Consider the following 20465-nt stretch of genomic DNA (forward strand, 5'->3'; position numbering starts at 1 on the left):
CGACAGTCGTTTTCCAAGGTCAACGGGGCCGCTCCACCCACCCGAGGCACCAAAAGTCTTTCGCCGAAGCTTCCGAAACCATTGACTCGCTTCAGCCCCAGGGCCACGATGTGCCGCACCGATCCCGGCAACCGATGGCCCCGGGCGCTGCTGTGCTCGGCCATCGCCTTCACAAGGAGGACGCGTGCACGAGGACGACACCCCCACCCGGATCAGCCGCAGAGGCGTCATCGGCGGCGTCGGCGCATTGGCGCTCGGCGCCGCGTCCGGCCTGCTGCTCCCCACTTCCGCACATGCGGACACGACCATCACGACGAACCAGACCGGCACCAACAACGGGTTCTACTACTCGTTCTGGACCGACGGCGGCGGCTCCGTCTCCATGACCCTCGGTTCCGGCGGCAACTACCGTACGTCCTGGACGAATTGCGGCAACTTCGTCTGCGGCAAGGGCTGGAGCAACGGCAGCCGCAGGACCGTCCAGTACTCGGGCAGCTTCAACCCGTCCGGCAACGGCTATCTGACCCTCTACGGCTGGACGTCGAACCCGCTCGTCGAGTACTACATCGTCGACAACTGGGGCACCTATCGGCCCACCGGCACCTACAAGGGAACGGTGACCAGCGACGGCGGCACCTACGACATCTACCAGACGACGCGGTACAACGCGCCGTCCGTCGAAGGCACCAAGACCTTCAACCAGTACTGGAGCGTGCGGCAGTCGAAGCGCACCGGCGGTGCCATCACCACCGGGAACCACTTCGACGCGTGGTCCCGCGCCGGCATGCCTCTGGGTAACTTCAGCTACTACATGATGCTGGCGACCGAGGGCTACCAGAGCAGCGGCAGCTCCAACATCACCGTGTCCGGCTGACGCCGCCCCCAACCGTCACGTGCCATGGGCGAAGTACTCACTTCGCCCATGGCACGTGACGGTTCCGCGCCCCGCTCAGCCCGCGTGCCGGGCCATCCACGCCTCGACCTCGTCCGCCGAGCGCGGCAGGCCGGCCGACAGGTTCTCGTGGCCGTCGGCGGTGACCAGCAGGTCGTCCTCGATCCGGACGCCGATGCCGCGCCACTCCTCGGGCACGCTCAGGTCGTCGGCCTGGAAGTACAGGCCGGGCTCGACAGTGAGCACCATGCCCGGCTCGAGGACACCGTCGACGTACTCCTCGGTGTGTGCCTGCGCGCAGTCGTGGACGTCGAGGCCCAACATGTGGCCGGTGCCCGCCATGGTGAAGCGCCGCTGGAGCCCGAGCTCGTAGGCGCGCTCGGCCGGGCCCTCGATGAAGCCCCACTCGACGAGCCGGACCGCCAGGTGCCGCTGCGCCGCCTCGTGGAAGTCCCGGTACGCGGCGCCCGGCTTCACCGCCGCGAAGCCCGCCTCCTGGGCCTCGTACACCGCGTCGTAGACCCTGCGTTGGACGGACGTGAAGGTGCCGTTGATCGGCAGGGTGCGGGTGACGTCGGCGGTGTACAGGGTGCGCGACTCGACACCCGCGTCGAGCAGGAGCAGGTCGCCGGGGCGCACCGGGCCGTCGTTGTCGGTCCAGTGCATGATCGTGGCGTGCTCGCCGGCCGCGCAGATGCTGCCGTAGCCGACCGCGTTGCCCTCAAGTCGCGCGCGGCGGAAGAAGGTTCCCTCGATCCACCGCTCGGACGAGGCGACCGCCTTCGACAACTCCCCCACCACATCGGTGAATCCGCGCACGGTCGAGTCGACCGCGCCGCGGATCTCGCCGATCTCCCACTCGTCCTTGACCACGCGCAGGTCGTCGAGCGCAGTCACCAGTTCGGCGTCGCGGTCGGCGTCCGTGGTGACGGCGGCCTCCAGGGCCGGGTCCACACCGCGGACGATGCGGGTGGGTGCGCTGCCGGTGGCCAGGTCGGCCGCGGCCGTGCGCACGTCCCGGCACTCGAGGCCGAGCACGCGCTGCGCCTCCGCGAGGGAACGGCGGCGGCCCATCCAGAGCTCCGCGGTGGCACCGGTCCAGAAGCCGTCGTCGTCGCGGCTGTCGCGCGGAAGCTGGTAGCAGTACGCGTCGTGGCCGCCGTCCGCGCGGGGTTCGAGCACGAGCGCGCCGTCGCGGGCCTGGTCCCCGGTCAGGTGGACGTACGCCGAGTACGGGCGGAACGGGTAGGTGTCGTCGTTGGAGCGCACCTTGAGGTTCCCCGAGGGGATCACGAGCCGCTCGCCGGGGAAGCGCGCGGAGAGTGCGGCGCGCCGGGCGGCCGCGTACGGGGCCTGCTCGTCGGGGGTCAGGTCGCGCCGCTCGGTGTCCGCCCAGCGCGTGCGCATCAGGGCGGACAGTTCCTCGGAGATCCCGGAGTAGAGCCCGTTCCTGCGGCCTTCCGCCATGACGTACGCCTTCCAATCCTGTGGGTGCTGGGTGTGTGCCGCGGCTGGTCGGCTGCGGTGGTCCGCGGCTGGTCGGCCACGGTGTCCCGCCGCCGGTCGGCCGCGATCCTCGCGCACCGTAGTCGACTCGGCGGCCCTCTGGTGCCCAGCAGCGCCACTGGCACGGATCGGCCACGCGCGAGCCCGGGACGCAGCCGATAATGCGCTTCATGACCAACGCGAAACTCGGTGCGTCCCTCCGGCTGCTCGGCCTCGACGACGCGGCGGCCCGGCTCTATCCGGCGCTGCTCGACCTGGCTCCCGCTCCGCTGGACGAGATCGCCGCGGCGGCGGGCCTGGACCGGACCGACGACCCGGCCGCGGCGTACGGCGCGCTCGTCGACGCGGGTCTCGCCGTGGCCACCGGGCCGGACGGGGACCCGGTGGCGCCGGTGCCGCCGGCCGCCGCGCTGGAGGTGCTCGCCCGGCACCGGACGGCGGAGCTGGAGGAGTCGCGGGTCGCCGTCGGCGGTGCCTTCGAGTCGTTCCGCCGCCGACGGCTCGCCACCCACCGGGACACGCTCGTCGAGGTCGTCACCGGCGACGCCGTCGGACCCCGGACGCGGCAGGCCTGGGCGAGCGCGCGCGAGCAGATCCGCCAGCTGGAGTCCCCGCCGTACACGCCCATGCCCGAGTCCACGGACGACGCGCTGGCGACACTCGCCCGCGGCGTGACCCAGCGGGTCGTCTACTCGCGCGAGTCGCTGGAGCATCCGGGCCGCCTGCGGGAGTCCATCGAGCCGTGCATCAACGCCGGCGAGCAGGCCAGGGTGCTCCCCTCGGTACCGGTCAAGCTCGTGATCATCGACGACGCGTACGCCCTGGTGTCGCTGGCCATCGAGGAGGCCGACGTGAACCACACGACGCTGGTCGTGCAGCCGTGCGGGCTGCTGTCCGCGCTGGTGGCCCTGTTCGAGCAGTGCTGGCGCCAGGCCCTGCCGTTCCACGGCCGCACCACGGCCCCGGGCGGCCTGCCGCCCGCCGACCGCCGTCTGCTGTGGCTCCTCGCGGGCGGCGCGAGCGACGAGACCATCGCCCGCGAACTGGGCATGAGCCGACGCACCCTTTTCCGCCGCCTACAGGTCCTGATGGCCCGCCTCGGCGCCGCGAACCGCTTTCAACTCGCGCTGCACGCGCAGCGCAACGGGTGGCTGTGAGGGATCCCCGCACGTACGGGTCGCCGCGGGGTCCCCGCACGTGCAGGTCACGGCAGGAGGACTGCCCTACTCGTGGTCGGCGCAGAGGTCGGCGGTCAGGGCCGCGCAGGCCCATCCCTCCCAGGCGTCGGGAGACCAGCCGCGGTCGCGGACGAGGACCAGGTACAGCTCGGGGCTGAGCAGCCCGTACAGCAGATCGGCGGCGCGGGTGACATCGACGTCGGCGCGGGCGTCGGACTTGGTGACCAACGCTTCGGCCGCGGCGTACTGGACGGTGTAGCGCGGGTCCGGGCTCGCGGGCCACTGCGCGGCGATCTCCGGATCCGTGGCCGCGGCGGCCGCGATGAGCGGCATGATCGGGGCGACCCGGCCGAGGATCTCGCGCACCCCCCGCACATGGGCGCGGAGTTGGCCGGCCGCGGTGGGCTCGGCGCACGCGTCGCGGAACCAGTCCCGCGCCATCGTCGCGACCGGTTCGACGTCACCGGCGATGGACGTGTCGACGACGTCCTTGAACAGTGCGCGCTTGTTGCGGAACACGAAGTACACCGTCTGCACGGCCACGCCCGCGCGGTCCGCGACCTCCTGGAGACTCGTCGCCCCATACCCCTGCGCGACGAAGAGGTCCCGCGCGGCCGCGACGACCTTCTCACGGGTGCGCCGCGAACGCTCGGCCCTCTTGTCGGGCCGCTTGTCGATGCGCTTATCGATGTGTTTGCCGGTACCTGTGTCGGATCCCTTGACCGCCGCCATGCCCGGAGTCTATCTCTAGAGTCAGACACTAGAGTTCAACTCTAATTTCTTGGATGGGGGCAGCGATGCACGAGACACGAACGGCTGCGGAGCTCGACCAAGAGGCGGCGGTGCGCCGCGCGCTGGAGGACTACTACCGGGACGGCAAGCCGCCGTGGGACAGCGGCGTCACACCGCCCGAACTGGTGGACGTGGTGGAGGGACCCGGCGCGCTGCCACCCGGCCGCGCCCTCGAACTCGGCTGCGGCACCGGGACCAACTCCGTGTACCTGGCCCGGCACGGCTGGCGGGTGGCGGCCGTGGACCTGGTCGACCGTGCGGTCCTGCGGGCCCGGGAGAAGGCCGACGCGGCGGAAGTGGACGTCACGGTGCTGTGCGGGGACGCCACGCGCCTTGACGAGGCGGGCGTGCCCGGCCCGTACGACCTGTTCTTCGACCTGAGCTGCTACTGCGGCATTCCGACACATCGCCGCGACGCCTATGCGGCCGGTCTCACGGCGCGGGCCGCACCGGGAGCACGGTTGCTGATGTTCGGCTACGGCCCCGGGGTGCTCGACGACCGGTTCTCCGGGGTCACCGCGGACGAACTCCGTTCCAGGTTCACCGGGTGGCGCCTGACCGACGCGACCCCCGGCACGAACCCGTTCCCGACGTTCTGGTTCACCTTGCACCTGCTGCCCCAGGTGTTGGTCAGCGAGGCGGCGTCGCCGCATGGTCCTCGCTGACCGACACATCACCCCGTGCCGAACGAGGCGATGGCCGAAGCGTGAGTACATAGCGGGTGACCAGGGTCAGCAGGAGGTACACGCCGATGCCGCCGAGCAGCATGACGGTGCGTGGGGCCGTGCGTCGTTGCAGGTTCACACGGGATCCCGGCCGCACCCCGCAGGGCGGACGTCGTGGAACCGCGGCGCCCCGGGCTCGGAAGTGAGTCTGGTGGCCCGGGCGGTGTAGCTGACGGCGTGGTACCAACCGCACAGCATGAACAGATCCAGGAGCTGCTCGGGGGCGAACTCCGCGTCGAGGCGCGCCCAGAGCAGGTCGTCGATGTCGTGGTGGTCGTGGAGTGCGTCCGTGGCGTCGAGCAGCAGGCGGTCGCGCTCCGCCGTCCAGCACGGATCCGCGCTCGCGCCATGGGTCAAGGACGCGACCTGGTCATCGGTGAGTCCGGCGCGTGCCGCGAAGCGTGCGACGTGCACACCCCATTCGTACTCGCAGCCGCAGCGGGCGCAGGTGCGGTCGATGACGATTTCCCGGTCGCGCAGCCCCAGGCCGAGGCGGCGACTGAGCTGATAGGAACCCCAGCCGTGCAGTGCCTCGGCAAGCTGTTGGTGGTGCGCGTACAGACGGAACAGGGCGATGGGCTCCTCGTCGGTCGCCATCATCCGGCGTAGCAGCGCCGCGGTCTCCGGTTCGTAGGGCGCTTCCAGGGGCGTGATGCGTTCGGGCATGGAACCTCCCAGCGCTTCTCTTTTCAAAGCAATGCCGGGAGCGTAGTGTTTCTAAAACCGAAGCGCCAGGCTTCTCGGACTCCACAGACTGCACAGACTGCACAGAGAGGAGGCTCGGACGATGCCTTCGCCCCCGAAGCCGGGACACCCGGTGCGCGGCTCGACCACAGGCCGCCCCTTGATGGCGGCACTCGACCTGTTCGGCCGCCGCTGGACCCTGCGGGTGCTGTGGGAACTGCGCGACGACCCGCTGGGCTTCCGGGCACTGCAGCAGCAGTGCGACGGCATGTCCTCAAGTGTGTTGCGCCAGCGCCTGGTTGAGCTGCAGGACGCCCAACTGGTGGAGCGCGGCGGCCAGGAGAGCTACCGCCTCACAAAACTGGGGCGAGAGGCGTACGAGGAGCTGCTCGGCCTGCACTCGTGGGCGGAACGCTGGGCCGCCGAACTCGAAACAGGACGTTCCACGGACCAGGAGCGGTGACGTCCACCGCGCCGGCCTTACGTGACAAGTGAGGACCCTATGGACTACCCCGCCTCAGCGGTACGCCAAGCCGTCACCCGGGCACTGGCAGAGGATCACGCGAACGACGACATCACCACCCGCTGGGCCGTCCCCGCGAAACTTCACGACGAGGCCGAGATCATCGCCAAGCAGCCCGGCACCGTCTGCGGCCTGCAAACGGTCTCCGAGGTGTTCCGTCAGATCGACACCGACGTCTTCGTGAAGGAACTCGTACCGGAGGGGAGCTTCGCCCACCAGGGCCAGGCAGTGGTCCGACTCAGCGGCAGAACCCGCAGCCTCCTGACGGGCGAACGCACCGTCCTCAACTTTCTCCAACGCATGTGCGGCATCGCCACCCTCGCCAAGGCATACGTCGACATGGTCGCCGACCTGGGCGTGCAAGTGCTCGACACCCGCAAGACAGCCCCCGGCCTGCGTGCCATCGACAAGTACGCTGCCGCGTCAGGCGGTGTGAGCAGCCATCGGCTCGACCTCTCGGCCATGGTGCTGCTGAAGGAGAACCACATCGCGGCCGCCGGCGGGATCACCCCGGCGATCGACGCCGTCCGCGCGGGCATGGCCGATGAGGGCCGCGAGACACTCATCGACGTCGAGGTCGAGAACGTGTCTCAAGCAGTCGAAGCCCTCCACGCGGGCGCTTCCTGGATCATGCTCGACGACATGTCCGTCACCGAAATCGGAGAGGTCGTTCGGGCCCGGGACGCCATCGCCCCAGGCCGACGAGTCGTCCTGGAGGCATCCGGAGGGATCACCCTCGAACGCCTCAGGCCGATCGCCGAATCCGGAGTGGACAAGATCTCCGTAGGAACACTCACCCACAGCGCACCGGCGCTCGACCTCAGCATGCTGCTGACGAGGGCGACGGGCGCTTAACGGCTGCCTCGTCACCCGAGAAACGCCAGTCGAACCTGCCGGCGAGGATTGTCCCTGTTGGTGTCCGCCACCCCACTCGAAACCCGAGTCCGATGGCAACACGACTGCACCACCGCAGCGTAAGTACCCGCTGTCCACGGCCATGGGGGAGCTTCAGTGCGGTATTGCCGTTGTGCAGTCAAGGGCGCTCCGGTGGGCGCCGTCGCAGAAAGTGCCAGGCGAGTCCGAACAGGAAGGTGAAGACGACGGCGAAGACGAGCATCGTGGTCCGGTAGGCGGTGATGTAGGTGTCGGTGGAAGCGGCGATGACCTGTTTCATGAGGTCGGTGCCCTGGGCCCACTTGGGCACGTTGCCGTCCTGGAACCAGCCGGCGACCGTGGTCTGCTCCGACGGTGTCAGGCCGAGGTCGGCCAGCTTGTCCGGCAGGCCGCGGCCCAGGCCCCCGTAGAGCAGGGTCGAGCTGATCGCTGAGCCGAGGGCGAAGGATGCCTGGCCGACCGCGGGTTTGCTGGCCACCGTGACGCCCACGAGGTCGGGCGGTGGTACCTCGACGTAGAAGCCGCCCGCCGCGGTCTCCGTGAGCATCCGCGAGAAGCCGCCGACGACGAGAGCGAGGGCGAACACCCAGTACGGTGTCGAGGCGCCGGCCACCGCGAGCAGGAACATCGCGAGCGCCACCCCGGCGAGGCCGAGCAGCACCAGGCTCTCGGGCCGCCGCCCGCGCGCGGCGAGCCGGCCCGCCGCGAACGCGCCGATCACCATGGCGAGGGTCGCGGGGAGCTGGCCGAGTGTCACGCCGAGCGGGCTGTACGCGTAGACGTACTGCCACAGCAGTGCCAGTTGGAGTGCCATGACGGCCTGCCACATGTTGAAGGACACGTCGGCGACGAGGGCACCCGCGAGACCGCGGTTCTTGAACAGGTGGACGGGCAGGGCGGGTTCGTCGTAGCGGATCTCCCACCATACGAACGCGACGAGGGCCACCACGCCGAGCACCACCGGGACGAGGACCCGTGCGGTCAGCCAGCCGTGGGAGGCGTTGCTGACGCCCCAGATGAGGCCCGTCAGGCCGAGGGCGACGAGCACCAGGCCCACCGGGTCGGCCTTGCGGCGGTGCACGGCCTTGGAGCGGGGCACGTAGACCTTGTTGAGGATCAGGGCGAGCGCGGCGACGACGGGCACCACCAGGTAGCCGAGCCGCCAGTTCGCCCCGATGAGGCCGCCGCCGATCACCGTCAGCGGCAGCGCGATGCCCACCTGGCCGGTGAAGTACAGAGACATGGCCTTGGGGACGCGGTCGGGAGCGACCGTGCGGATCAGCGCCATGGACAGCGCAAGGGTGCCTGCCAGGCCGATGCCGGTGATCACGCGCCCGATCAGGTACACGGCGAGGTCGGGCGCCGCGGCGGTGACGAGGCCGCCGACGATCAGCGCGGCGGCGCACCACAGCAGGGTCAGACGGCGGCCGTAGCGGTCGCCGACGGTGCCGATCGCGAGGATGGACGCGGCGAGCGCCAGGGTGGCGGCGGATGCGGCGACGGACCGTTGAGTCGCGGACATCCCGAACTCGGCGGCCGCCGACGCGAGGGCCGTGTTGTGCAGCGACACGTCCGCCGCCTGCGCCACGCCCGCCACGGTGAGGGCGAGGATCGCCGCGCCGGGGCGCCGTGCGACGCCGTCGGCGACCGTCGTGTCGCCGGCCGAGGTGCTCACCGCCCCTCGTACACCGTGACGCCGCGCTTGATGGTGCGCAGGACCTCGATGTCGCGGATCGCGTCCACCTCGACTTCAAGTGGGTTGGCGTCGAGGACGACGAGGTCGGCGAGTTTGCCGGTCTCGATGGAGCCGCGGTCGTCCTCGGTGCGGTGTTCGTACGCAGCGTTGATGGTCAGCGCGCGCAGGCCCTCCAGTGGTGTGACGCGCTCGTTCTCGCCGAGCACGACACCGCCGGTGGAGGTCCGCGCGACCGAACTCCACAGCAACACAAGGGGGTTGATCGGGGTGACCGGGTAGTCCGAGTGGTTCGTGGGTTTCAGTCCCCGGTCGATCGCCGAGCGCATCGGGGAGATGCCGAAGGCACGCTCCTCGCCGAAGTTGCGGATGTGCGTGTCACCGAAGAGGAGGGTGTGGATGGTGAACATCGACGGCTCGAAGCCCTCGGCGACGTACTCGTCGAGCTGTTCGCGGCGCATGACCTGCGAGTGGATGGGGACGGTGCGTCCCGGCGGGGTGGCCCCCGCGGTTTTCGCCGCGCGGTGTGCGGCGAGCAGCCGGTCGATGGCGGCGTCGCCGTTGCAGTGCGCGAAGACCTGCACACCGTTCTCGTACGCCTTGGTGACGACGGCGTCGGTCTCCGCCTGGTCCATGTTGGCCAGGCCGTGCCAGCACTGCTCGCCGCCCGGTCCACCGGTCTTGTACTCCTCGGTGACGAACGCGGTGCGGCCCTGCGGGGAACCGTCGATGATGAGCTTGACGCCCTGCACGGTGTGCCCGTCGACGGTGGTGTCGACGAGCCCAGACTCCAGGGCCTTGGCGAGGTCCGAGTAGATGATCAGGGACCGTACGTCGATGTGGAGCGGCGCCTGTTCTGCGTAACCGCGCACCTTGGCGATCTGGGCCTGGGTGGCCGCGCCGTCCTGGGCGGTGGTCACGCCCCAGCGCGCGTACTCGGCGAGCATGGCGTCGAACTCTTCGCGACCGTAGTCCATCAGGCTGAACACCAGCGGGATCCAGGCCTGCTCCCACAGGATGCCGTTGGGTTCGTTCGTGCCCGGGCGGCGCACGATCGTGCCGCCCTCGGGGTCCGGGGTGTCGGCGGTGAAGCCGAGTTCGGCGAGGGCGCGGGAGTTGACGGTGCCGCCGTGCGCGGAGATGTGGACGACGGCGACCTTGTGGTCGGGGAACTCGCGGTCGAGGATCTCGGCGGTCAGCTCCCCGCCGTCGTCCATCGCGTCCGGGTAGTGGGCCCAGCCGACGATGTAGTCGTCGGGGCCCGGTTGGTTGCGTTCCTTGGCCTCGTGGAGCTTGCGGAGGATGTCGGCCACCGTGCGGGTGTCGCCGACGGGCGGCGTGTGCAGAGCGGCGTGCTTGATGTACGGGGCGCCCATCGACACATGGCTGTGCGCGTCGACGAAGCCCGGCACGACGGTGCGACCCTCCAGGTCGATCACCTCCGTGCCGGGCCCCGCGAGCGCGGTGACGTCGACGGTACTGCCGATCGCCGTGATCTTTCCGTCGGTGACGGCGACGGCCTCGGCGACCGTGTCGGACGCGTCGACGGTCAGGACGGTGGCGTGGGCGAGGATCAGGTCTGGCGTCCCCATCGGTGCTCCCGGTGTTCGAGCGCGGCGTCCGGGCTGTGCGGCGCCGCGCGGTGTGGCTCCTGGCAGGCGGATGTGTGGTGGGGGTCAGGCCCGGTCGGTGGTCTGGTCGGCGAGGGCGGCGGGGCGGCCGTCCAGGGGGAGCGGGCCGTCGACGAGGCGGCCGGCCTTGCGGTCGCGGTTCGCCTTGGCGAAGAACAGCGTGCTGATCACGGCGAAGAAGGCGAGGAAGCCCGCGATGATGAACATCGTGCCGCTGAGGGAGTCCACGAAGACCTTCGAGGCCTGGTCGACGGCCTTGTGCACGAGGGCCGGGTCGTAGTCGGACATGTCACCGCCGGACACGTACTGGTTGATCATTCCGGTGTAGTAGCCCTGCTGGGACGGTTCCACGTTGGCCTTCTCCAGGGCGTCGGCGATGCCGCGGCCGTACTGGCCGAACAGGAACGTCGAGGACAGCGCGGTACCGAGCGCGAAGCTGGTCTGCCCGATCGCGGTCTTGGACGAGGCCATCGCGCCAGTGAGCGCGGGCGGCGGTTTCGCCACGAAGAACTGGCCCATGGTGGTCTCGTTGAGCATGCGCGCGAAGCCACCGATGATCATCGGGATCGCGAAGAAGATGTACGGCGACGTGGTCGTGGAGAAGCCGAACACCAGCATCGTCCCGATCAGCAGGACGTGACCGACGATCAGGTTCACGGAGGCGGGCACGCCCTTGGACAGCAGCCGCCCCGCGACCATGGCCCCGACCACCATGGCGAGGTTCATGGGGAGTTGGCCGAGGCTGACCTGGACCGGTTCGTAGCGGTAGACGTACTGCCACAGCATGGACAGCTGAATCATCACCACGGCCTGCCACATGTTGAACGAGAACCCGGTGGCGACCGAGCCGGCCAACTCGGGGTCCTTGAACAGCTTGACCGGGAACGCGGGATGGCTGACCCGCGCCTCCCACCAGATGAACACCACCATGCACACGACGCCGATGATCAGCGGAACCAGCACCTGCGCCGCGCCCCAGCCGTAGGTCGACGAGTTCGACAGGCCGTAGATGAGGCCGATCAGTGAGATCGCGATCGAGCCGAGACCCACGTAATCGAAGCGCCCGACGTCGTCGGACTTGGCTTCCGGCAGCCCGCGCAGACACATGACGAAGGCAACGAGCGCGATGATCGGCATCGTCAGATAGCCGAGCCGCCAGCCGAACCCGGCCATCCACCCGGCGACAACACCGAGCACCAGCGCGGCGGCGGTCTGCCCGGCGAGCCAGAACGCCACGGCCTTCGGGATCGCGTCGGGCGCCACCTCGCGCAGCAGCGCGAAGCTCAGGCCGAACGAGGCGGCGATGCCGAGGCCGGTCACGGCGCGCCCCAGAATGAAGATGCCGGTGGTCGGCGCGATCGCCGTGATCACCCCGCCGACGATCGCGGTGAGCAGGCCGAGCCGCATGATCTTCCGGCGGCCCAGACGGTCGCCGAGCGAACCCGTCGTCAGAATGAACGCGGCCAGCGCCAGCGTTCCGACACTGGCGGCGAACGCGCGGCCCGAACTGGACATGTCCAGATCGCTGCCCGCCCCGACGATGGCGATGTTGTTGGCGGTGGGGTCCACGACCTGCAGGCAGGACGCGGCGGTCAGCGCGATGAGCGCCGCCGTCGTCCCCTTGCGTGTCGCGCTCGGCGTTGCCATCGCAGCCCTCTCTCACGAGCGGAGATCTTGATCCAGAGACGGGCACCAGTATGTGACAGTAAGTCGCTTTTCGCTCGATGCATGCCACTTACCCCATATACCGAGGAGTTCGTCACTGCGGGGTCCGGGAGACTGCGGCGGATCGTGCCGACTGTCGCGGGGTGCGCATGAGCGGCCGGTGGTGTTCGTCGCCGGGCAGCCTGAGATGGGCAGCCGGCGCCCGGCTGGCAGTCCCGAACGGCGTCTCATACGATCCGTTTCATCGCGAAACACGCATAAGGTGAAAAGTTGCCGGAGCCTGCCATCGACCTCGACGCCATCGCGGACGCTCGAACCGGCAAGCCGGGACGCCTCGCCCGGTACGCCAGGCGTGGCGTGGACCTGCTGCCGGTGCTGCTGATCCTGGCAGGCGCGCTCTTCATCCAGTGCGCCCCGGACGAGATCTCCTCGCAGGACTTTCTCGAGATCGCCGTACTGATGGCCGCTGCGCTGCAGTCACTGCGGGCCACGTTGGCGACGGCCGCGCTCAGCATGGTGGTGCAGTTCTGGCTCGAGTACGACACGGGGGACGTGGGTTCCGCAGCTTCGGTGGCGGAACTGGTCGGCCAGTTCACGGTCTGCGTGGCGGCCGTCGCCATCAACCGCCTCGCCGCCGGTCAGTCCCGGCGCCTTGCCTCGGCCAGGGCGATCGCGGCGGTCACCACGCAGGCCGCGCTGCCTACGCCGCCCGAGGAGGTGGGCGGGCTGCGACTGGCCGCGAGCTACCGGGCGGCGGACACAGAGGCACGCATCGGCGGCGACCTCTACGCCGCGCAGGAGACCCCGTACGGAGTCCGGTTCGTGGTCGGCGATGTACGGGGCAAAGGCCTCCAGATGGTGCAGACCGTATCCCTGGTGGTCGGCTCCTTCCGGGAGATCGCCACGCACGAGCCCGACCTGGCCGCCGTCGCCGACCGGTTGGACGGCACCGTGCGCCGCGGCGTCACCGCCCACCACGGGCTGATGTCCGAAGAAACGTTCGTCACCGCCGTCTTCGCCGAGGTCGCCACCGACACCGGTACCCTGCGGCTGGTCAGCCGCGGCCACCCGTCCGCGCTGCTGCTCACCCCCAACGGCGGGGTGGACGTACTGGAACCGACGACGTGGTCCCTCCCGCTCGGCCTGGGCGACCTCGCCCCCGAGGCGGACGAGGTGGTCGAGCACCCGTTCCCGCCCGGCTCCACCCTGCTGCTCGTCACCGACGGGGTGACCGAGGCCCGCGACCGCCGGGGAGTCTTCTACGATCCGGCCACCGCCCTCCGCGGCCGTACCTTCACCGGCCCCGCCGAGCTGCTCCGGGAGGTCCGCTCGGACGTCGTCCGGCACACCCGCGGCCACCAGGAGGACGACGCAGCGATGTTGGCCGTCACCCGGCCCAATCCCGATGATCGGAGGGCCCGATAGCAGAAGGGCGCCGACGCGCTGCTGTGCGAGAACGCCTATGCAGTGGCACCGTTCGATCTCAGGTGCACTTGGTACGGCCGAACTTCAGGCCTACGGTCGACGTCCTCGTCACCCGAGAAACGACAGGCGAACCTGCCGCCGCGGATTGTCCTTGTTGGTGTCCGCGAATCTCCGTTAAGACAACCGTCAGCGTAGCCGGTGAGTAGCAGTCTCCTCCGACTCGGGCCACCACCTCGTCGAACCGGTCAGTAGAACCGCTGAAGAGTTCCCTCACGCTGAAGTTCCCGTACGTGTTCGACCGTGCGGGAAGGAGTCGTCCCACCCCTGATCAGAGTTCCGGCCTCGATATTGCGGTCCACTCCGGACTGAGTGAAGTTGGCGCTGGTGACCAGCAGGGTCCGCCGGTCCGCAACGGCCAGCTTCGCGTGCGTCTTGGCTCCGCTCTCCACTCGTTTGTCCAGTGGCCAATGCCAAACGCGGACCCCAGGGATCCCTTCGAACGCCGAGGCGGGCTCCGCTCCCGCGAGTGCGCTTCCCGCGCCCTGCAGGGTCTCGACCACCACATCGATGGTCACACCCCGCTCTGCGGCTGCGGTCAGCGCCGTGACGAGCGGCGGGTAAGGCTTCGCCGAATACGTCATGAGCAGGAGCTCCCGCCGGGACTCCTCGATCAGTTCCACCAAAGTTAGGCTGGTCGAACGGACCGGGACCCGGTGAGAGGAGGGGCCGCTCCAGACGAGGGAGACCCGTTGCTCGGCGGCGCGCAGGGCATGCCCCTCCGCTAGGCCTTCCAGGTAGGCCGCCGCCTCACCGGCAGGTATCCGGTCCGAGGCGGCGGCGTCCATGACGGCGGCCGCCTCCTCGGCGAAGCCCGGGACGGAGCGCAGGGACAGAACCGCGGCCCGGGGCCGCCCGTCGGCGATGCCATCGGCGAGAGCCCTGAGCGCTTGCGTCCCGACGACCGTGCGGGCCTGTGCCGCTGCCTTCCGGAACGCCGCATGTCTCACTTGATGTCCTGAGTGAGGACGAGTCCGGGGTCGCCGATGGGCACGACGAACCGGCGGTCCAGGAAGCGGTTGCCACGTTCACAGGTCGTCTCTGAGACGAAGAGACACACATGGCAGGCGGCGCCGTGCAAGAAGTCCTCGTGCGGCGGGTGGGGCAGACGTTCGGCGCACAGCGGGTCTGATGAGCAGCGCCGGGCGTCGGCGAGGGCCCGGCGCACGATGCGGGTGAGCTCTTCGGGTTCGGCGAGGGAGGCGAGACCCCCGAGGGTTCCTTCCGCGTCCGGTACCGCCGTGTAGATCAGGATGCCGGTCCGCGGGTCGCCCTCCTGCCCTGCGTAGATCCGTTCAGAGAGGCTGGCGGAGGAGTAGCCACAGTTCAGGGAGATGGCTCGGATGAGGAGGTGGGACAGGGTGTGCAGGGCGATGTACCGGGCGCCGGGCCAGCCGCGCAGCGGGTCGTCGTTTCCCTGGATCCGTCCGGAGTAGCGATTGCGGCGGAACTCGACGTAGGCGTCACGATGCGCGGCAAGCTCCTCAGTTCCGGCGACCCTCTGCTCCCAGTCGGCGACCAGGGGTTCCGGAAGGCGCAGGAAGATTCCCTCGCCGCGCACCTCGCTGGCCGGTACCCATGCGGGGGTCCGGTTCCGGGAGAGCGGGGCGCGGGTGACCAGGGTCGGGTCCTCGGGGTCCGGCGCGTCGAGTCGGGTGAAGCCGACCAGAGCACGGACCTCGCGGAGGCGCTCGGCCTGGACGATGTGCGAGAACAGGCCGCCGAGGGCGGGGGGAATCTCGATGTCCCGCAGCGCGAAGTCCTCGGTCGGTGCAGGGGTGTCGGGGCTGGTGAAGATCTCCCATTCCGGGGTGAGGAGATCGGGATACGTGACGGTCTGCGCGGCGGCAGGTCCCGCCTCCACGCTCGCACGATGTTCCTGCACCGCGTCCAGGACTTCGTCCTGCGTCCACTGGTGGAGCACCTTGAACTGCGGGAGGTCCCAGACCATCTGCAGCATGGCCGGCGCGGTGGCGTTCTGGAGGGTGTCCCAGAGCTTCTCCACCTCTCCCTGCAATGCGCTGCCCTGGGTCGGCGGGACGGCAAGGACACTCAGCGTCTGCGCGAACCACTGGTTGGAGGCACCGATCACCAGTGGTTTCGGACGATGCTCGCAGCCTGCCGGGTCGAAGGTGGACAGGTGCGGGTGACGGCCCCGGCAGGCAGGCAGATTGGCTTCGCCACGCGGCCCCATCGCGTCCCGGATGTTGCGTTCTTTGTTGCAGTTCACACATCTGAGCTTGACGTTGGCGGCCTGGTTGCCGCCATGGTCGAGCATCTGAAGGCGCGGATGGCTCACCGCGGTGCAACTGCCGCCGCGGTGCACGAAGGTGGTGTACGGGAAGTCGTCGAGGTGGCCGGCCTGGCAGGCGAGGACGAAGCGGGCGGCCACGGCGAGCGGGGGCTTGCCCTTGCGCTTGGCTGTGCAGCCCGCGTGGAAGAAGCGGGCCTTGTCGGGGCGGCGGGGTTTGTCGTTCTCAAAACGGAAGTTGCTGGAGTCCAGGGCCCCGAGCTCATTGCAGGCAGTACAGCGCAGCCATTGAGGGAAGGGCAGGACGGGCACACCGACCTTGGCCGCGGGGCCGTTGGGATCCCGGTCCGCTCCGTCCAGCCACGGGGCCGGACGCAACTGGGACACCTGGTAAGGGCTGTTGGGAACGGCAAGGAGGCTGTTGACGGCCCGCAGTAGGCGGGGTTCCTTGAGGTCGGACCACCCGGGGACGACGTCATAGTTCCAGTCGTCGATGCCTCGGACCAGGACGGCGAAATTGGGCAGGTCGACGAGGGAGCCGACGCCGCCGGTGAACATCAGATGGCTGGGGCGTACGGATCCGACGCGGCGGCGGTACTGGGGCGTGTCGGTCATGCGCGCGCCTCCTTTCCGTTCGGTCCGTCGGGACTCTGCTGCTTGTTGTCCAAGACGGCTCCGGTCTCGTCGCCGTCCGGGGTCTCCTCGGCTGGGTCGCCGTCGCCCGGTCCCTGACCACCGGAATAGTTCCATGGCGGAGCCCCGCCCACGACGTCGAAGAGTCCGCTGCCGGGGACCAGGAGGTTGATCTCGTTCTCCGTCTCGCGCATCGACTGAGAGACAGTGAGCTCGCCCCACTTCGCCCCGGTGGCCTTGTCGAGCAGACCCGTGAGCTGCTGCCGCTGCCATTTCCCTTCCTCGTAGCCGAGGCGCGAACTGCCTTGCTTGCGCCGGGTCCAGGCCTCCTTGAGGGTGTCGATGCGCTCAGCGAGGTAGTCGCGGGCCCGCTCGCCGCCCACGGTTTCGGCGCGCGCGAGGAACCGCTCGGTGACCTGGCGCGCGACCGGCCCTTCGAGGTCCACGTCGTAGGCGTCCGCATTACGCGAGTGACCGGTGTCCGCGTTGCGGATGGCGCCGATCCACGCGGCCGCTGTCGTGCGGTCCAGGGAACGGCGGGCGAAGGGTGTGACCGAGAGCGCTTCGACCTCACGATAGAAGGTGGCGTGGTAGTGGCCGAAGGTCTCGAAGTGGGCGAGGTCGCGTGGGCGCGTCCAGTTGTAGAGAGTGACGACGAGGCCGGGCCGTCGGGCGTCGCGGCCGACGCGGGAGGACGCCTGGATGTACTCGGCGGTGTTCTTCGGCTGTCCGACCACCAGCATCAGGCCGAACCGGGAGACGTCGACGCCGACTTGGAGCATGGAGGTGGCGATGACGGCGTCCACCGCGCCGTTGCTCTCGTTGCGCAGACTCAACTTTGCGGGGTCGAGACGCTGCTTGTGCTGTGCGGCGGCCTTGAGCTCGTCGAGGAGGGCCTGCCTGCGGACCGTTGTGTCCAGTTCCTCGTCGAAGCCGATCTCCAGGCGGGCAAGCACCTCAGTGATGTCGCCCGAGGAGATGCGGGAGGTCAGTTCCTGGACGGAGAGCATCTCGGTGCGGCGAAGGAGCCGGTTGGACAGGCCTTTGCGGGTGCCGTGGACGCGCACCCGGGTGGCGATGTCGTCGTCCAGGAAGCGGCGCATTCCCGCGAGTTCGCGGGTGGCGTTGAAGTAGCCGACCAGAGTCATGTACGGGTCGGCGGGTGCACCGTGCCGGTCGAAGAGCGTTTGGCCGGCCAGGGCGAGGATCTCGGCGACGCGGATCTCGGCCTGCTTCATCCGGACGCCGTGTGCGCAGATGCCCAGGTAGCGGCGGCCGGGGGCAGCGGGGGTGACGGCGACCTGCTGGGAGAAGAAGGTGTCCTCGACGTCGACCACCTGGGGCGGAAAGATCGCCGCCCGGCGGGCGAAGACGCCGCGGATCTGGTCGGCGGCGCGTTTGGTCGTCGCGGTGGAGGCCACGATCTTAGGGCCGACGGGGCGGCTAGCGCCGCGGGCGTCGAGGGCGGGCCAGGTGCAGAGTTCGTCGACGGCGGCTTCGAAGAGGCCGACGGTGGTACCCAGCGCGCCGGAGATCAGGTGCAGTTCGTCCTGGATGATGAGGTCCGGCGGGCGCAGCCGGGTGACGGGACGACTGGCGACCGCCTCGTACTTGCCCTTGGCGTTGTGAGTCTTCCCGCAGGAGGTGCGCACGTCGAGGTCGGCGTGACGGTACCCGTGGCGGGGGCAGAACTCGGAGACCCGGCCGAAGAGCATGCCCGCGTAGCCGCGCCAGGGCAGCTGGGCGAGTTTGTCCACGGTGGCGATCAACAGGCTGGGGGCGAGACGGTAGATCTCCTCGTCCACGGTAAGGATGGGCAGCCCCTCACCGGGCGAGCGCCGCTGGGAGAACGGGCAGGCGTTCTTGCCCTCTCCGTCGGCGCAGTAGAGCAGGACCCGGCGCAGCGTGTCGTCGGGGTGGAGGTCGCGCTGAGCGCTCAGTGCGGTACCACACCAGGGGCAGGCGAGGGTCTGGAGAACCTTCGCACCCCGGCCCGCACCGGCTTCCTTGGCCTCGGCGATCTGCTGGGCGGCTTCCTCATAGCGGTTGGGCGAGACGGCCCCGCCGACCCAGAGCCCGATCCGGAAAGGGGTGTCGCCCCACCGTGTGTCGCCTGCGTCGTACGCCTCGCGGCGGAGCATCTCAGCAGCGCAGACCAGAGCCGCGGCGCGCTGAAACTGCTGGGCTGTGAGCAGTCTCAGCGTGTACCGCATGAGGACGGCCACTCCGGCCTCGCCGCTGCGCGCGTCGGGGCCTTCTCCGAGCCTCCCCTGAAGCCTGCGGATGGCGAAGGTGAAAGCGGCCAGGCCCAGGTACGCCTCGGTCTTTCCGCCGCCGGTGGGGAAAAACAGCAGGTCGACGATGGCGTCCGGTCCTGCTTCCCGCTCCGTGAGGGTGGGGACGGCGAGTGCGCGAAGGTTGAGCAGCACGAAGGCCAGCTGGAACGGGCGCCAGGAGGCGGCTGCGGCTCCCTGCTCATCGATCCGCGCCTTCGCCTGCGCGAAGCCGAGGCCTTCGCGCTCGCGCAGTGCGGCGATGGCGGTGTGCCGGCGCTGGAGGGCCATGGCCCGGTTGGCGAACCGGAACGCCTCGAGCGCCTCGGGGCACGCGGGGTCGGAGAGCAGGTCCACGCCGAGCGTGATCCGCGCGGCCACGTCACCGGCCTGTTCCACGGCGTCCAGCGCGGTGGCACGCAGGCTGGGCGGCAACGCCCCGGCACTGGCCCGCTGTTCCTCGAGCCACGCGGTGTATCCCTCGGCGAGGGGGGCGAGGGCGGCGGTCAACCGGTCGGCGGGGAGCTCGGCGAGGGCGTCCATCGAGAGTTCCAGGCCGGCCAGGTGGGTGGCGTCCGCACCGGTGGGCGCGATGGTCGCCGGTACGTCATGGACGGGGAGCCAGTTGGTGGTGAGGCGGTGGGCCCGCCGTTGCCCCTGGTCCACCAGCGCGTCGACGGCGACGTTACGGCCTGCGGCGTGCTTGAGCTGGTTGCGGTAGAGCAGGGTGAGGCGCTGCTCCTCAAGGTCGGCCGGGACCTCGCCTGCTGCATCGGCACTCTCGTGGAGCGGGTCGGAGATGGGCGCGAAGACAGCGGCGGCTCCGTCGAGGGCGGTGACCCGCAGTTCGGTCTGGAAGAGCCAGGCGCTGTCCTTGGACTGGGCGGGCTCGTCCTGACCGTTAACCAAGGCGAGTTCGACCACCCGGACCGCTCCGGGCCGCTCCCGTACGTCGACTTCCAGGCGTACGCCCGGAGTTTCCGGGCCGGCCACATCGAGTGGCAGACTCTGCCGTTCCGGGCCGTCGAGCCGGACTTCCACCGGCACTTCGACCTGTCGGCGGCTCCAGGTCGTACGGGCGACACCGTCCTCGGCGAGGACCTGTGTCTTGCGGTACTGGCCCCAGCGGACACGCACACTGACGGCGTCGGCCCCCGCGTCGCCGGGCACGGCGAACATCATGCCCATCGAAGAGGCCCACATCCGGCCCGCGTTCTGCGTGGTGAGCTTTTCCGGGAGGCTGTGGTCGCTGCCGTCCCCTTCGCCGTCGGAATCGTCATCGAGCTGTTCGGACGCGGCGGCGAGCGAGTTCGTCAACGTCCGCTTGGGGCCCAGCATGCCGACCAGATACCGGTCGCGCGGTCCTGCCGCCCGCGGGTCGAACTCCTCGTCAGGGCCGTCCCACGGTCCGAGCAGGTCCCGGCTGATGATGGCGCCGAGCTCGTCCCGGACCTCGTAGGACGTGGCCGCCGCGAAGTCCTGCGAGACCTCACGAACCCGTTGGAGAAGGTCCTCCTCCGGCGTGGACGGCAGCGCTCCCGCCACTCCCCCGGCTGACGTGCTCGGCATCCACGCTTCCTCTCCTCGGGTCCGTCGTGTTGCGTCGTCCATGACTCGTACGCACCTTGCGGGGACAGTTCACC

General features: G+C 69.7%; 15 protein-coding genes. 6 read left to right on the forward strand and 9 right to left on the reverse strand.

Features of this window, described 5'->3' with window-relative positions:
• Positions 1 to 184 precede the first annotated feature (184 nt).
• Positions 185 to 874 (forward strand): glycoside hydrolase family 11 protein, encoded by a 690-nt coding sequence (locus tag OHA73_RS08250; protein WP_443063048.1) that lies wholly within the window; start codon positions 185 to 187, stop codon positions 872 to 874.
• Between the two features lie 75 nt (positions 875 to 949).
• Here the strand turns inward: OHA73_RS08250 and OHA73_RS08255 are convergent, their stop codons facing one another.
• Positions 950 to 2359 carry an aminopeptidase P family protein gene (locus tag OHA73_RS08255; RefSeq protein ID WP_327654688.1) on the reverse strand — a complete coding sequence of 470 codons (1410 nt, stop codon included), beginning with the start codon at positions 2357 to 2359 and terminating at the stop codon, positions 950 to 952.
• A gap of 209 nt (positions 2360 to 2568) precedes the next feature.
• On the opposite strand from OHA73_RS08255, the gene OHA73_RS08260 reads away from it, so the two are divergent.
• A complete protein-coding gene (locus OHA73_RS08260; protein WP_266715885.1) occupies positions 2569 to 3555 on the forward strand; it encodes a LuxR family transcriptional regulator in 987 nt (328 codons plus the stop codon).
• 66 nt (positions 3556 to 3621) lie between these two features.
• Here OHA73_RS08260 and OHA73_RS08265 read toward each other — a convergent pair whose 3' ends face one another.
• A complete protein-coding gene (locus OHA73_RS08265) occupies positions 3622 to 4308 on the reverse strand; it encodes a TetR/AcrR family transcriptional regulator (protein WP_327654689.1) in 687 nt (228 codons plus the stop codon).
• 65 nt (positions 4309 to 4373) lie between these two features.
• Here OHA73_RS08265 and OHA73_RS08270 point away from each other — a divergent pair, with 65 nt between their 5' ends.
• Entirely contained in the window at positions 4374 to 5033 is a 660-nt protein-coding gene (locus OHA73_RS08270; protein WP_327654690.1) for a class I SAM-dependent methyltransferase, read from the forward strand.
• Positions 5034 to 5168: 135 nt separating this feature from the next.
• Here the strand turns inward: OHA73_RS08270 and OHA73_RS08275 are convergent, their stop codons facing one another.
• Positions 5169 to 5759 carry a carboxymuconolactone decarboxylase family protein gene (locus OHA73_RS08275; protein WP_327654691.1) on the reverse strand — a complete coding sequence of 197 codons (591 nt, stop codon included), beginning with the start codon at positions 5757 to 5759 and terminating at the stop codon, positions 5169 to 5171.
• A gap of 121 nt (positions 5760 to 5880) precedes the next feature.
• On the opposite strand from OHA73_RS08275, the gene OHA73_RS08280 reads away from it, so the two are divergent.
• A complete protein-coding gene (locus OHA73_RS08280; protein WP_266722423.1) occupies positions 5881 to 6240 on the forward strand; it encodes a winged helix-turn-helix transcriptional regulator in 360 nt (119 codons plus the stop codon).
• Positions 6241 to 6279: 39 nt separating this feature from the next.
• A complete protein-coding gene (gene nadC / locus OHA73_RS08285) occupies positions 6280 to 7155 on the forward strand; it encodes a carboxylating nicotinate-nucleotide diphosphorylase (protein WP_327654692.1) in 876 nt (291 codons plus the stop codon).
• A 178-nt stretch (positions 7156 to 7333) separates the two neighbouring features.
• Here nadC and OHA73_RS08290 read toward each other — a convergent pair whose 3' ends face one another.
• The 3 genes from OHA73_RS08290 to OHA73_RS08300 form a co-directional block, all read right to left on the reverse strand.
• The gene (locus tag OHA73_RS08290; protein ID WP_327654693.1) at positions 7334 to 8869 is read right to left on the reverse strand and encodes an MFS transporter; all 1536 of its coding nucleotides are present in this window, start codon (positions 8867 to 8869) and stop codon (positions 7334 to 7336) included.
• Entirely contained in the window at positions 8866 to 10479 is a 1614-nt protein-coding gene (locus OHA73_RS08295) for an amidohydrolase (RefSeq protein WP_327654694.1), read from the reverse strand. The genes OHA73_RS08290 and OHA73_RS08295 overlap by 4 nt, the downstream gene beginning before the upstream one ends.
• An 84-nt stretch (positions 10480 to 10563) precedes the next feature.
• Entirely contained in the window at positions 10564 to 12165 is a 1602-nt protein-coding gene (locus OHA73_RS08300) for an MFS transporter (RefSeq protein WP_327654695.1), read from the reverse strand.
• Between the two features lie 288 nt (positions 12166 to 12453).
• Between OHA73_RS08300 and OHA73_RS08305 the strand changes: the two genes are divergently transcribed.
• Positions 12454 to 13608 (forward strand): PP2C family protein-serine/threonine phosphatase, encoded by a 1155-nt coding sequence (locus OHA73_RS08305; protein ID WP_327654696.1) that lies wholly within the window; start codon positions 12454 to 12456, stop codon positions 13606 to 13608.
• A 245-nt stretch (positions 13609 to 13853) separates the two neighbouring features.
• On the opposite strand, the gene drmC is transcribed toward OHA73_RS08305, so the two are convergent.
• The 3 genes from drmC to drmA are packed head-to-tail and all read right to left on the reverse strand — an operon-like array spanning position 13854 to position 20391.
• Entirely contained in the window at positions 13854 to 14615 is a 762-nt protein-coding gene (drmC, locus tag OHA73_RS08310) for a DISARM system phospholipase D-like protein DrmC (RefSeq protein ID WP_327654697.1), read from the reverse strand.
• Complete coding sequence (locus OHA73_RS08315; RefSeq protein ID WP_327654698.1) at positions 14612 to 16531, reverse strand: DUF1998 domain-containing protein; 1920 nt, start codon at positions 16529 to 16531, stop codon at positions 14612 to 14614. The genes drmC and OHA73_RS08315 overlap by 4 nt, the downstream gene beginning before the upstream one ends.
• A complete protein-coding gene (gene drmA / locus OHA73_RS08320; RefSeq protein WP_327654699.1) occupies positions 16528 to 20391 on the reverse strand; it encodes a DISARM system helicase DrmA in 3864 nt (1287 codons plus the stop codon). Before drmA ends, OHA73_RS08315 begins: the two co-directional genes overlap by 4 nt.
• Between the last annotated feature and the right edge of the window lie 74 nt (positions 20392 to 20465).

This window comes from Streptomyces sp. NBC_00483 (genome assembly GCF_036013745.1).
In the GTDB taxonomy this organism is placed as follows: domain Bacteria; phylum Actinomycetota; class Actinomycetes; order Streptomycetales; family Streptomycetaceae; genus Streptomyces.

What these genes read in the sequence shown, in the direction of transcription:
- OHA73_RS08280 (WP_266722423.1), top strand. Translation starts at nt 5,881, where the DNA reads ATGCCTTCGCCCCCGAAGCCGGGACACCCGGTGCGCGGCTCGACCACA.
- nadC (WP_327654692.1), top strand. Translation starts at nt 6,280, where the DNA reads ATGGACTACCCCGCCTCAGCGGTACGCCAAGCCGTCACCCGGGCACTG.
- OHA73_RS08275 (WP_327654691.1), bottom strand. Translation starts at nt 5,759, where the DNA reads ATGCCCGAACGCATCACGCCCCTGGAAGCGCCCTACGAACCGGAGACC.
- OHA73_RS08295 (WP_327654694.1), bottom strand. Translation starts at nt 10,479, where the DNA reads ATGGGGACGCCAGACCTGATCCTCGCCCACGCCACCGTCCTGACCGTC.
- OHA73_RS08270 (WP_327654690.1), top strand. Translation starts at nt 4,374, where the DNA reads ATGCACGAGACACGAACGGCTGCGGAGCTCGACCAAGAGGCGGCGGTG.
- OHA73_RS08260 (WP_266715885.1), top strand. Translation starts at nt 2,569, where the DNA reads ATGACCAACGCGAAACTCGGTGCGTCCCTCCGGCTGCTCGGCCTCGAC.
- OHA73_RS08255 (WP_327654688.1), bottom strand. Translation starts at nt 2,359, where the DNA reads ATGGCGGAAGGCCGCAGGAACGGGCTCTACTCCGGGATCTCCGAGGAA.
- OHA73_RS08315 (WP_327654698.1), bottom strand. Translation starts at nt 16,531, where the DNA reads ATGACCGACACGCCCCAGTACCGCCGCCGCGTCGGATCCGTACGCCCC.
- OHA73_RS08300 (WP_327654695.1), bottom strand. Translation starts at nt 12,165, where the DNA reads ATGGCAACGCCGAGCGCGACACGCAAGGGGACGACGGCGGCGCTCATC.
- drmA (WP_327654699.1), bottom strand. Translation starts at nt 20,391, where the DNA reads ATGCCGAGCACGTCAGCCGGGGGAGTGGCGGGAGCGCTGCCGTCCACG.
- OHA73_RS08265 (WP_327654689.1), bottom strand. Translation starts at nt 4,308, where the DNA reads ATGGCGGCGGTCAAGGGATCCGACACAGGTACCGGCAAACACATCGAT.